General features: G+C 68.4%; 12 protein-coding genes. 9 read left to right on the forward strand and 3 right to left on the reverse strand.

Translation table 11 applies throughout. From position 1 onward, the window contains the following. Window positions 1–3 precede the first annotated feature (3 nt). From ACFWU2_RS05195 to ACFWU2_RS05205, 3 genes are read right to left on the reverse strand one after another with little or no spacing between them, the layout of a single operon-like run. The gene (locus ACFWU2_RS05195) at window positions 4–645 is read right to left on the reverse strand and encodes an FMN-dependent NADH-azoreductase (RefSeq protein ID WP_378601935.1); all 642 of its coding nucleotides are present in this window, start codon (window positions 643–645) and stop codon (window positions 4–6) included. 52 nt (window positions 646–697) lie between these two features. Further along, window positions 698–1,771 carry a S1C family serine protease gene (locus ACFWU2_RS05200; protein ID WP_378601938.1) on the reverse strand — a complete coding sequence of 358 codons (1,074 nt, stop codon included), beginning with the start codon at window positions 1,769–1,771 and terminating at the stop codon, window positions 698–700. Then, window positions 1,768–2,877, reverse strand: a complete 1,110-nt coding sequence (locus ACFWU2_RS05205) for an NAD(P)-binding domain-containing protein (protein WP_378601941.1) — start codon at window positions 2,875–2,877, stop codon at window positions 1,768–1,770. The genes ACFWU2_RS05200 and ACFWU2_RS05205 overlap by 4 nt, the downstream gene beginning before the upstream one ends. Window positions 2,878–3,011: 134 nt before the next feature. Here ACFWU2_RS05205 and ACFWU2_RS05210 point away from each other — a divergent pair, with 134 nt between their 5' ends. The 9 genes from ACFWU2_RS05210 (at window position 3,012) to ACFWU2_RS05250 (ending at window position 12,243) form a co-directional block, all read left to right on the forward strand. Continuing rightward, the gene (locus ACFWU2_RS05210; RefSeq protein ID WP_378601944.1) at window positions 3,012–3,902 is read left to right on the forward strand and encodes an SPFH domain-containing protein; all 891 of its coding nucleotides are present in this window, start codon (window positions 3,012–3,014) and stop codon (window positions 3,900–3,902) included. Between the two features lie 10 nt (window positions 3,903–3,912). Beyond that, window positions 3,913–4,137, forward strand: a complete 225-nt coding sequence (locus tag ACFWU2_RS05215; RefSeq protein ID WP_378601946.1) for a hypothetical protein — start codon at window positions 3,913–3,915, stop codon at window positions 4,135–4,137. 32 nt (window positions 4,138–4,169) lie between these two features. Then, window positions 4,170–4,901, forward strand: coding sequence for an enoyl-CoA hydratase (locus ACFWU2_RS05220; RefSeq protein WP_378601949.1), 732 nt, complete (start codon window positions 4,170–4,172; stop codon window positions 4,899–4,901). Next, window positions 4,898–6,016 (forward strand): MBL fold metallo-hydrolase, encoded by a 1,119-nt coding sequence (locus ACFWU2_RS05225; RefSeq protein WP_378601952.1) that lies wholly within the window; start codon window positions 4,898–4,900, stop codon window positions 6,014–6,016. The genes ACFWU2_RS05220 and ACFWU2_RS05225 overlap by 4 nt, the downstream gene beginning before the upstream one ends. A 52-nt stretch (window positions 6,017–6,068) precedes the next feature. Further along, the gene (locus ACFWU2_RS05230; protein ID WP_378601955.1) at window positions 6,069–8,552 is read left to right on the forward strand and encodes an HAD-IC family P-type ATPase; all 2,484 of its coding nucleotides are present in this window, start codon (window positions 6,069–6,071) and stop codon (window positions 8,550–8,552) included. 40 nt (window positions 8,553–8,592) lie between these two features. Beyond that, window positions 8,593–8,940 (forward strand): antitoxin, encoded by a 348-nt coding sequence (locus ACFWU2_RS05235; RefSeq protein WP_378601958.1) that lies wholly within the window; start codon window positions 8,593–8,595, stop codon window positions 8,938–8,940. 99 nt (window positions 8,941–9,039) lie between these two features. Beyond that, the gene (locus tag ACFWU2_RS05240; RefSeq protein ID WP_378602360.1) at window positions 9,040–9,219 is read left to right on the forward strand and encodes an antitoxin; all 180 of its coding nucleotides are present in this window, start codon (window positions 9,040–9,042) and stop codon (window positions 9,217–9,219) included. Between the two features lie 48 nt (window positions 9,220–9,267). Further along, window positions 9,268–10,902, forward strand: a complete 1,635-nt coding sequence (locus ACFWU2_RS05245; RefSeq protein WP_378601961.1) for a Na+/H+ antiporter — start codon at window positions 9,268–9,270, stop codon at window positions 10,900–10,902. Between the two features lie 117 nt (window positions 10,903–11,019). Then, a complete protein-coding gene (locus ACFWU2_RS05250) occupies window positions 11,020–12,243 on the forward strand; it encodes a sensor histidine kinase (protein ID WP_378601964.1) in 1,224 nt (407 codons plus the stop codon). Window positions 12,244–12,269: the final 26 nt, after the last annotated feature.

A 12,269-nucleotide genomic window follows, 5' to 3' on the forward strand; every position in this document is an offset into this window, starting at 1 on the left:
TCACTAGGCCAGGCTCGTCGCGAGAATCCGCACGGCGTCCCGGGCGGCGGCCAGGCTTTCCGCGGCGAGGTCGGCGAACGGGGCCAGCGGTGCCAGGCGATCGGCGAGCGTGAGTTCCGCTGTCACCACCGACACCGACATGCCGAGCGAGGTGCCGAGAACCTGCATGAGGGGAGGTATGACGAAATCGGTTCCCTCGCCGGGACTTCCGGGAGCGTACGTGTTGCCCCGGCTCGACACGATCACCACCGGCTTGCCTGCCAGAGGTGCGTCCGAATTATCGAACGGCACCGTGGTGCCGAGTACGTGGACGTAGTCGAGCCAGGCTTTGAGCGAGGACGGCATCGACCAGTTGTACATCGGCGCACCGATCACCACCGCGTCCGCGCCCATCAGTTCAGCGATCAATTCGGCCTGTAGGCCCTCTGCCGCCGGATCGGGCCGCTCCGTACCGGTGCGCAGCCGTGCCGCGTAGTGCAACGCGGCGTCCGGGAGGTGGGGGAGCGGCGATCGGTGCAAATCCCGCTCGATCACCGTGTGACCGGAACCGGTTGCGCGCCAGGTGTCGACGAACAAGCGTGTCAGTTCGCGCGAGACCGAGGCGTCGAGGTCGGCGGACGAGTCGAGATGCAGAAGTCGAGGCATGTGCCCTCCCGGTTCCGGTGCGGTATCGCCCCACGCTACGGCGTTCTGCGGATCAGCGGGCGGGGCCGTCTTCGAGAACTACGTCAGCCGTACGAGAACGCCCGTCCCCGTCGAGCCATTCGATCCGGACGGTGTCACCCGGTTTCCGGGTTCGTAGCCGTCGCTCGAGGTCGGTTGTCGACGACACCGTGTCTCCTCCGAAGGAGACCACCACGTCACCGGCTTCGAGCCCGGCTCGATATGCGGGGGTATCGAACGACACCCACAGCACTTCGGCCCCGCGGTCGGCGCCGTCTGCCCGGGCGGTGGTGACGCCGAGCCCGAGTCGTGGTGTGGGGCCGACGTGCACGGTGTCGGTGCCGACCCCGGTCCGAACCTGTTCGACCACGGCGAGAGCCTCCGCGATCGGGACGGCATACGCCTCCGGTGCCGACCCTGCCGGTTCCTGTTGCTCACGCTCGATCGCGCCGGCGGTGTTGACTCCGACCACCACGCCGTAATGGTCGACGAGCGGACCGCCCGAGTCCCCGGGGCGGATCGGGGTGTCGGTCTGCAGCATTCCGGTGAGCCGCTTGCGGGAGCCCTCGGTGGAGTCGCGGACCATCACGCTGCGATCGGCCCCGATGACCGTGCCCGGCGCTGCGACCACGACACCGCCGCCGTCCGCGTTCCCGAATGCGGTGACGGGAGTCCCTGCCGGTGGCAGAGCGTCGGCGACCGGTGCTGCGGGGAGACCGCTCGCGGTGCCGAGCTGGAGTACGGCGATGTCGCGCGCACTGTCGTACCCGATGACGTCCACGTCGTAGATCAGTCCTGTCGCCGCGCTCACCGCGGTGATGTCGGTCGCACCGCTGACCACGTGATGATTGGTCAGCACGGTGCCGTCGGGTGTGAGGACGATTCCGGTGCCGGATGTTCCCGTCCATCCGCGGCTCGCGTCGATGGTCACGACGACCGGCACGGTGCGCGCGGCGAGTTCGTCGGGGGCCAGTGGCGTGGGCGGGGGCGCCGGGATCGGGGGCGGCGGGGGAGGGAGTGCGACCTCGATGGCTTCCGGCGCGGAGGCGAGAAGGCTGGTCGCGGCTGCAAACGCGACCACCAGGACCGACCCCCCGCGCCGTCTCACAACGCCGCAGCTCCGGTGGTCAGATGGTCGACGAGTTCACGTGCCGCGGCCCGTCCGGCGCGGTTGGCGCCGATGGTGGACGCGGACGGGCCGTAGCCGACGAGATGGATTCGTGGGTCGGCCGCGACCTGCGTTGCGAGTCGTCCCGTCATCGTGATGCCCCCGCCGGGATTGCGCAGGTCGAGCGGTGCCAGATGGTCGAGTGAGCTCCGAAAACCGGTGCACCAGAGGATTACGTCGACATCGAGGGTTGTTCCATCGGGCCAGCGGACCCCGGTCTCGGTGATCTCGGAGAACATCGGTAACCGGTCGAGCACTCCGCGCTCGCGTGCCGCCCGGATCATGGGGGTGACGGGAAGTCCGGTCACGGAGACGACCGAGCCGGGAGGCAATCCGTGGCGCACCCGGTCTTCCACTGCCGCGACTACCGCCCGGCCGAATTCGGGCGTGAATTCCTCGTCGCGCCAGACGGGTTCGCGTCGCGTCACCCACGTGGTCGTGGTGACGAGCGAGATCTCGTCGAGCAACTGCACCGCGGAGATTCCTCCGCCCACGACCAGCACGTGCCGTCCACGGAACTGCTCCGCGTCGCGGTAGTCCTTCGTGTGGAGTTGCTGCCCGCGGAACCGTGCCGCACCCGGATACCACGGGACGAACGGGTGTTCCCAGGTGCCGGTCGCGTTGATGAGTCCCCGCGCCGAGTACACGCCGGCGTCGGTCTCCACCCGTAGGCGTTCGCCCCGGTTGCACACCACCGTGACCTGAACGGGGCGGTGTACTGGAAGGTCGAATTCCTTTTCGTACGCGCCGTAGTACGCGGGAACCGCGGACGACGCGGGCACCTCGCCCGAACCGGTGTCGACCGCGTCGGAGAATGCGGACCCGGGCAGGTCGTGCAGGCCGTTGACGGTGTTGAGCGTGAGGGAGGGCCAGCGGTGCTGCCACGCGCCGCCGGGGCCGAACGACCGGTCGAACACCACGAACCCCGTTTCGGGTTCGAGCCCGAACCGCCGCAGGTAGTACGCGGCCGACAGCCCTGCCTGCCCGGCACCGATCACGGCGACGTCCACGGGCGTCGTGTTCTCCGCTGTGCCTTCGGGCGTCATCACCGGCCTCCCCGCAGATGGTTGCCCTCCATCATGCCGTGCCATCGGGAGACGTGCCCTGTGAACCCGGCACCGGCGATGATCGAAAAATGTGATATCACTTTGACATCGCATTCGTGCCTGGAAGGATCCCCATGGAAACAGCAGAGTCCACCACCTCGTCGGAACGCCCGGGACGCTCGTCCAACGGCTGGCCCGTACTCGGCGCAGCACTCGTCGTCGCCGCACTCGCATCCGCGCTGATCGCGTGGGCCGCGGTCGAGATCAACGTTCCGCTGATCGTGGCGGGATCTGTCGTCGCCGTCATCGCCCTCGTCGCGCTCGCCGGCCTGGTTCTCGTCGAGCCCAACGAGGCCCGCGTGCTCCAGTTGCTCGGCGGCTCGTACGCAGGCACTCTCCGCGAACCGGGCTTGCGGTGGATGAACCCCCTCAACTCCCGTCGCAAGATCTCCACGCGTATCCGCAACCACGAGACGGCCAGGGCGAAGGTCAACGATGCGGATGGCAACCCCATCGACATCTCGGCGGTGATCGTGTGGCAGGTCGAGGACACCGCGCGGGCGGTCTTCGATGTGGACGACTTCGAAGAGTTCGTCGCCGTCCAAACCGAGGCCGCGGTGCGTCACATCGCCGGGAGTTACCCGTACGACGGTGCGCCCGAGGCGATGTCGCTGCGACAGAACGCCGACGAGATCACTACGAAGCTGTCGGCCGAGGTGCATGCTCGCGTCCAGTCGGCCGGCGTGCGCGTGATCGAGACCCGCATCAACCAGCTTGCCTACGCGCCCGAGATCGCGCAGGCGATGCTGCGCCGTCAGCAGGCCGGCGCCGTGATCGCCGCCCGGGAACAGATTGTGCAAGGCGCCGTGTCCATGGTCGGTACCGCCCTCGAGCGCCTCGAGGCCGAGCACACCGTCACGCTCGACGAGGACCGCAAGGCTGCGATGGTCTCCAACCTGCTCGTCGTACTGTGTGGCGATCAGAGCGCCCAGCCCGTTCTCAACACGGGATCGCTGTACCAGTAGGGAATTCGGCATGCCCGAACGCAAGAAGGTCTTGTTGCGGCTCGACCCGGCGGTCCACGATGCGCTCGCGCGCTGGGCCGCCGACGAGTTGCGCAGCACCAACGCCCAGATCGAATTCCTCCTGCGCCGCGCGCTGGCCGAGGCCGGGCGGACACCGCGCGACGCGGACAGGATGCGTGGTCCCGGACGACCCCGCACTCAGGAGTCGCGCGGCGCGGGCGACACAATGGAATGATCGTTGGGCAGTGACGGAAGGGTGCCAGATACATGATCGGGATCAACCGCGACGGTGACGTCGTCACGTTGGAATTGCAGCGCGAAGAGCGCCGGAACGCGCTCAATTCTCAGTTGTGCATCGAGATCCGCGATGCGGTCGAACAAGCAGTCGCCGACGATGCCCGGGTTGTCGTGATCACGGGCCGCGGATCGAGCTTCTGCGCCGGCGCAGACCTGTCCGGCGACGTCTACGTCGCCGGGTTCCTCGACAGCCTCGGCGACATGCTGCAGACGATCGAAAGCGCACCGGTTCCCGTGATCGCGGCGATCAACGGACCCGCCATCGGAGCGGGCACCCAGCTCGCGCTGGCCTCGGACCTGCGAGTGGTGGCCCCGGGCGCGAGGTTCGCGGTGCCCGCGGCGCGCCTCGGGATCTCGGTGGACCGATGGACGGTGCGACGGCTGGCATCCCTCGTCGGAGGTGGCCCCGCCCGGACCGTCCTTCTCGCCGCCGAGCCCATCGAAGCCGAGGAAGCGCTCGCTCGCGGCCTCGCCAACAGGATCGGTGACCTCGCCGCAGCGCAGGCGTGGGCGCAGGAGATCGCGAAGCTCGCGCCGCTGTCGCTGCAAGCACAGAAGCTGTTCCTCAACGACGACGGCACCCGCGACGACAGCACACCCGAGCAGACGGCAGCGCTGGCTGCTGCGTGGCTCAGCGAGGACGCCCAGGAAGCCAGGCTGGCCCGCGCGGGCGGCCGCGACCCGATCTTCCGCGGCCGATGAGGGCCCGGCAGGCCGCGTCGTCCGCGCTCGCCGGCGCCGGCGCGCTCTGGTTCGCTCGTGCTGCACGGGGCCTGCCGAGTTCGATCGGGGCTGCGGTCTCCGACATCCGGCCTTACGCCGCAGGATCGCCGCACTATCGCAACGGGCGGTTCCACAACACCGATCCCGCGTCCGTGCTCCATCCCGACGACAGCGGCGGACTCCTGAAGGACATGCTCACCCGCGGCTCTCGTGGAACACCGCGCAGCGACGTTCCCCTCGCACCGTCGCTTGCGCCGGTCGACGCTGCCGAACTCGCCGTCACGTGGTTCGGGCATTCCAGTGCCCTCCTCGAGATCGACGGCTATCGGGTGCTCTGCGATCCGGTGTGGAGCGACCGGGTCTCTCCGTCGCCGACCGTCGGCCCGAAGCGGATGCATCCCGTACCGATCGAACTGCAGGTGCTGCCCGCCGCCGACGCGATCGTCATCTCGCACGACCACTACGACCACCTCGATCGGGTCACGGTCGAAGCCCTCGCCGCCCTGCAGCCCGAGGCCCGGTTCGTCGTGCCTCTGGGCATCGGTGCCCACCTGCGACGGTGGAAGATCGCCGAGGGCCGGATCGTCGAACTCGATTGGGATCAGCACGTCGAGATCGACGGTCTCCGCATCACGTGCACCGAGGCCCGGCACTTCTCCGGTCGCGGTCTGCAGCGCGACATCACGCTGTGGTCGTCGTGGGTGATCGCGGGCCCGACCCGCCGCGCGTTCTTCGGCGGCGACACCGGGTACACGCGGCGCTTCGCGGACCTCGGCGAAAAGTACGGGCCGTTCGACCTGACGTTGCTGCCCGTCGGCGCGTACGACCGGCGCTGGCCCGACGTCCACATGGACCCCGAAGAAGCCGTGCGCACGCACCTCGATCTCGGTGGCACAGAGCGTCGCGACAGCCTTCTCGTCCCGGTGCACTGGGGGACGTTCAACCTCGCCCTGCACTCGTGGTCCGAGCCGATCGCGCGGTTGGTCCCGGCTGCGCGGGAGGTCGGTGTCGCCACTGCCGTGCCGATGCCAGGGCAGCGGATCGACGCTCTCCGCCCCGTCACGCACGACCCGTGGTGGATCCCACTCGGCTGACGCCGCCTCCGGGGGAACAGGGGCGCCGCCCGGTGGAATACGCTCAATGGCTATGGCAGGAGAAGAGCCCACCGCGGTGGTCGAGACGAGTGACACGCTCACCGAAGACCCCGAGTATCTCGAGCACGGGCTGGCCACCGAACAGGTCGCCGAACGGGTCGCCCGCGGGCAGACCAACGATGTCCCCGACCGCGCGTCCCGCTCTGTCAAGGACATCGTCCGCGCCAACGTCTTCACTCGGATCAACGCGATTCTGGGCATCCTGCTGCTGATCGTGCTCGCGACCGGCTCGATCGTCGACGGCATGTTCGGCCTGCTCATCGTGGCGAACAGTTCCATCGGCATCATCCAGGAAGTCCGCGCCAAGCGAACCCTGGACAAACTCGCGATCGTCAGCCAGACCAGGCCGGTGGTGCGCCGCAACGGCAGCAGTGGCGAGCTGCCCCCGCGCGAGGTGGTGCTCGACGACATCATCGAACTCGGTCCCGGCGATCAGCTCGTCGTCGACGGCACCGTCGTGGAGTCGGCCGGGCTCGAACTCGACGAGTCCTTGCTCACCGGTGAATCCGAAGCCGTGCACAAGGACCCGGGGACGTCGGTGATGTCGGGCAGCTTCGTGTCCTCGGGGACCGGCGCCTACCGTGCGACGAAGGTCGGACGTGACGCGTATGCGGCGCGGCTCGCGGAGGAGGCCAGCAAGTTCACGCTGGTGCACTCGGAGCTGAACGCAGGCATCAACAAGATCCTGAAGCTCATCACGTACCTGATGATTCCCGCGGGCCTGCTCATCATCTTCAACCAGCTGTTCTCCAGCGGTGAAGCCCTCGGCCCCTCGCTGAGCGGCATGGTCGCGGCGCTGGTGCCGATGGTGCCCGAAGGCCTGGTCCTCATGACCTCCATCGCGTTCGCGGTCGGCGTCGTCCGGCTGGGGCGTCGCCAGTGCCTCGTGCAGGAGCTTCCCGCAATCGAAGGACTGGCACGGGTCGACATCGTGTGTGCGGACAAGACCGGAACTCTCACCGAGAACGGCATGCGGCTCGCCGACGTCGAACTCGTCGAGGGCCCCGACGGAACCGACCTCGACGCTGCCCGGACCGCGTTGGCTGCCCTCGCCTGCGACGACCCCCGCCCGAACGCGAGCGTTCTCGCGATCGCCGAGGCGTTTCCCGAGGGTCCCGACTGGGGCAAGCCCACGGCGATCGCACCGTTCTCCTCGGCGAAGAAATGGAGCGGCCAGTCGTACGGGGAACACGGCAACTGGCTGCTCGGCGCGTGCGACGTGCTCCTCGATTCGGAAACACCGACGGCGCGGCGCGCGGAAGAACTCGGAGCCCAGGGGTTGCGCGTGCTGTTGCTCGCCCGCAGCGACCGTCCCGTCGACGACGCGCTCGCACCCGGAACCGTCGCCCCCGTCGCCCTCGTCGTGCTCGAACAGCGGGTGCGGACCGATGCGAAGGCCACGCTCGAGTACTTCGCGGAACAACACGTCGACGTCAAGGTCATCTCCGGCGACAACGCCGTGTCTGTGGGAGCGGTCGCGTCGTCGCTCGGCCTGCTGCACGGCGACAGCCCGATCGACGCGCGCACACTGCCCGACGATCGCGAGCAACTCGCCGACATCGCCGAAGCGTCGACGACCTTCGGGCGCGTGCGGCCCGACCAGAAACGCGCCATGGTCGGTGCGCTGCAGTCGCGCGGCCACACCGTCGCGATGACCGGTGACGGAGTCAACGACGTCCTCGCGCTCAAGGACGCGGACATCGGAGTCGCCATGGGCTCGGGCAGCCCCGCAGCGCGGTCGGTCGCGCAGATCGTCTTGCTCGACAACAAGTTTGCGACGTTGCCTTATGTCGTTGGTGAAGGCCGCCGCGTCATCGGCAACATCGAACGCGTCTCGAATCTGTTCCTCACCAAAACCGTGTACTCGGTGCTGCTCGCATTCTTCATCGGTGCGTCGGGGGTGCTGGCGCCGATCTTCGACTTCGATCCGCTGCCCTACCCGTTCCTGCCGCGGCACGTGACGATCGCCGCGTGGTTCACCATCGGCATCCCGGCGTTCCTGCTGTCGCTCGCTCCCAACAACGAGCGCGCACGACCGGGTTTCGTGTCACGGGTTATGCGCCTGGCCATCCCGTCGGGCGTGATCGTCGGTGTTGCGACCTTCGTCTGCTATCTCCTCGTCTACGCGGGACCGGACCAGACCGAGGCGCAGAAGGTGCAGGCCGGAACGTCCGCGCTCATCACACTGATCATGATCGCCCTGTGGGTGCTGGCCGTGGTGGCACGGCCGTACCAATGGTGGAAGATCGCACTGATCGCGGGAGCGGTGCTCGGCTACGTCGTGTTGTTCTCGGTGCCGTTCTGCAGGGAGTTCTTCGCGCTCGACCCGTCGAACGTCGCGTACTCCACCATCGCGTTCACCTGCGGTGCGATAGGTGTGCTTCTCGTCGAGGCCTGCTGGTGGATCACGGGTCGGATCCACGGTGAGCGCCGGCGCCTGTTCGCATCTCGGGAGGACCTGCCCGGAGCGCCGTGACCTGTGGCACGCTGTTCGTAGTCCAAGGGAAGGACATGCCATGGGATTCATGGACACCGTGAAGGGACTCCTCGGCAAGGGCAAGGGGTACGCCGCGGAAAACTCCGACAAGATCGACGGGTACATCCGGAAAGCCGGCGATGTCGCCGACTCCAAGACCGGCGGGAAGTACTCCCAGCACATCGACAAGGCGCAGGACGCGGCACGGAAGCGTCTCGGTACCGGCGACGCGCCGCCCGGCACACCGCCGCCGAACCCTGACCCTGTCGTCCGGCCCGACCCCGAGTCCGGTCCCGGTCCCGGCCACGACCCCGGTCCCGGTCCCGGTCCCGGACCCCGCCCGGAGGGTGGTCCCGGGCCGGCCACGCCGTCGGGGCCCACACAATAAGGACCGCCCGCTCTCCACCGAGCGGCGCTGTGACACCCTTTTGTTCGCTCGATCGGGAACACTCGATCATCGGACAACAGGGGTTTGCGCGTGGGATTCATGGACAACGTCAAGGGCATCGTCGACAAGGGCCGGCAGTTCGCGGCCGAGAACCCGGACAAGGTCAATCAGGTCGTCGACAAGATCGGTGACGTCGCCGACAACAAGACCGGCGGCAAGTTCGCCGGACAGGTCGATTCCGCGCAGGGTGCGGTGAAGAAGGCACTCGGCACCGACTGACGATGTGACCGGCGCGTGCTCGGGCGAACCAGGGGGAGAATCGGTGCCGTGAACGGGACCATGATCCTCCTCGTCGTCATTGCTGCCATCGCCGTGACCGGACTGGCGAACCGGGGAAACCTCCAGGGCCCACTGGTTCTCGTCACCATCGGTGCGATCGCGTCGTTCCTTCCCGGCCTGCCGCGTCTCGAACTGGCACCGGACGTGCTTCTCGGTGTCGTCCTGCCCCCGTTGCTGTATTCGGCGGCTCTGAAGTTCTCCGTTCCCACGTTCCGGCGTTTTCTGCCTCCGATCCTCAGACTCGGGATCGTCACGGTGCTCGCGACGGCGTTCGCGGTGGCGTTCTTCGCCAACTGGCTGATTCCCGAACTCACGTTCGGGGCGGCCCTGGTCCTGGGGGCAGTGGTTGCGCCCACCGACGCGGTCAGCGCGGTCGCGGTGGGGCAGAAACTGGGACTGCCCAAACGCGTCATCTCGATCCTCACCGGCGAAGGACTCGTCAACGATGCGACCGCCCTGACCCTGTTCACCGTGGCGATCGCGACGGTTGCCGGCACCCGGGTGTTCGCCGATTCGCCGGTGCTGTTTTTCGGGTACGGAGTGGTCGGCGGCGTCGCGGTGGGTCTCGTCCTCGCGGTGGTGGTGCACCGGGTCCGCGGCCGCATGTTCGATTCGCCTCTGGAAACCGCTCTCGGACTGGTCCTTCCGTTCGCGGCGTACCTCGTCGCCGAGGAGATCCACGCGTCCGGGGTGCTCGCCGTGGTCGCCGCGGGCCTGTACATGGGACACCGGGCCACCGACACCGCGGTCACTACCCGGTTGCAGGAACGGTTCGTGTGGGAGAGCGTCGACATCCTGCTCGAGATGTTCGTCTTCGCCTACATGGGCCTGCAATTGAAGTTCGTCCTCGACGAGGTGGCCGACACCGGTCTGGACGTGGTGCGGGTGGTGCTCTACTCCGTTGCGGTGCTGGTGGTCGTCATGCTCGTCCGCCCGATCTGGGGCTTCTTGAACTGGGGCCGCCGCCGGGTGGTGCGTACCGCCGGTCTGCCCCGCCTCGGCCGCGACCCACTGACCTACCGCGAGCACATCGTGGTGTCGTGGGCCGGGATGCGCGGCGTCGTCACTCTCGCCGCCGCCGGTGGTGTGCCGGTGGTCCTCGGTTCGGGGGAGCCGTTCCCGGGACGGGAGATCATCCACCTGGTCGCGCTGGTCGTCGCGGTGGGCACGTTGCTCATCCAGGGCGCCACCATGCCGATGCTGATCCGGCGACTCGACGTCGTCGACCCGTACGAACGACTCCGCGCAGAGGAACAACGTCAACTCGGCCGGACCATCACGGCCGGTGCCGCGAAAGAAGAAATCGGCCGTCTGGAGAAGGATCCGCCCGGCGGGTTCGATCCGGACGCCGTGCGCCGCATCCTCGAACGCGTCCGGCGATCCGTCCAGGCGCGCGTCGACGCAAGACAGGTCGAGTCCGAGGACGACACCGACAAAAGTGTCGACGCCGGTGCCCTGTTCGACGAGTTCCGCCGCGCCGTGCTGCGCGCTCAGCGCACCGCTCTGATCGCGGCGCGCGACGATGGCACGCTCGACGACGAGAGCCTGCGCGTCGAACTCGAGAGCCTGGACATCGAGGAAGCCGCCGCCGAAGAGCGCGTCGAGCGCCGTGGCAGAAACTGACGGCGCCCGCCGGCCCCGCGCGCCCGAGGATCGACCTGCCCGACGACAGTGCTCGCCGTAGCGTAGGCCCATGATCGAATCGCCGGACTCCGTGATCGCACAGCGCGTGGACGAGACGTGAACGGAACAGTCCTCCTCGCGTTCGCCGTCGTGACCACGCTGGTGGTGGCCGCACTCGCTGCGGTGTGGGCGCGGACCCGTCGTGTGGTCACCACACCTGCCGAGCGCGCCGTGCACGCCACCTTGCACACGGCATCGCTCGCCGCCCGGCCGCTGCGCCGCGGCCTCGACGCATCCTCGGCAACGGAAGCCGCCCCGCACTTGCGTATGTTGCTGGCCGAAGCGCAGGCCGTCGCCCTGGTGGACGTGGACGGCACCCTGCTCGCGTGGGACGGCCCGTTCGAGAGCCTCGCGCACCGGATGCACGGCGCCGCTGCTCGCGCCGTCGCGGAGGGGCGGCGGGTACTGGTCGGACACCGTGATCTCGCCCCCGGCCCCCGGGACCTCGCCGCGCGCGCACTGATCGCGCAGCCCCTCGTGATCGAGGGGGTGGGGGTGGCAGGCGTGCTGGGCGTCGTGACGACGACCACCCCCGGTCCCGCGTTGCTCGGCGCGATCACCGAGGTGGCGCGGTATGCGTGCAGCCAGCTCGAACTGGCTGAACTCGATGCCTCCAGGGCCCGGCTCGACCGGGCCGAGCTGCGCGCTCTGCGCGCGCAGATCAGCCCGCATTTCATCTACAACGCGCTCAACACCGTCGCCTCGTTCGTTCGCACCGACCCGGACCGGGCACGAGAACTGCTGCTCGATTTCGCAGATTTCACGCGTTACTCCTTCCGCGCGACGGGGGAGTACACGCTGCTCGCCGAAGAACTGCGGAACATCGATCGCTACCTCACGCTCGAGCGGGCTCGTTTCGGCAATGCGCTCGAGGTGCGGTTGCAGGTCGCACCCGAGGTTCTCAACGTCACGCTCCCGTTTCTCGCGCTGCAACCACTCGTCGAGAACGCGGTCCGGCACGGTATCGCCGGGACACCCACCCGCACCGGCACCATCACGATCACCGCAGCCGACGAGGGCACCGACTGCGTCATCAGTGTCGAGGACGACGGGGTCGGAATGGACCCGGAACTGCTGCGTTCCGGAACGCTGGACTCGATCGCCGAGAGTGAGCACGGCAGCGGGGTCAAGGAGTCCGCGCACGTCGGGCTCGCCAACGTCGACGACCGGCTCCGGGCCGCTTTCGGCAACGACTATGGGCTGGTGGTGGAGACGGCCCCGGGGGCCGGTACGAAAGTGAGCATGCGGGTACCCAAGTTCCGTGCGGGTATCCGGCCTTGACGGGTGCCCGACATGGCACGATAGGT

The sequence above is a fragment of the Rhodococcus sp. NPDC058639 genome (genome assembly GCF_042717545.1).
In the GTDB taxonomy this organism is placed as follows: Bacteria; Actinomycetota; Actinomycetes; order Mycobacteriales; family Mycobacteriaceae; genus Rhodococcus.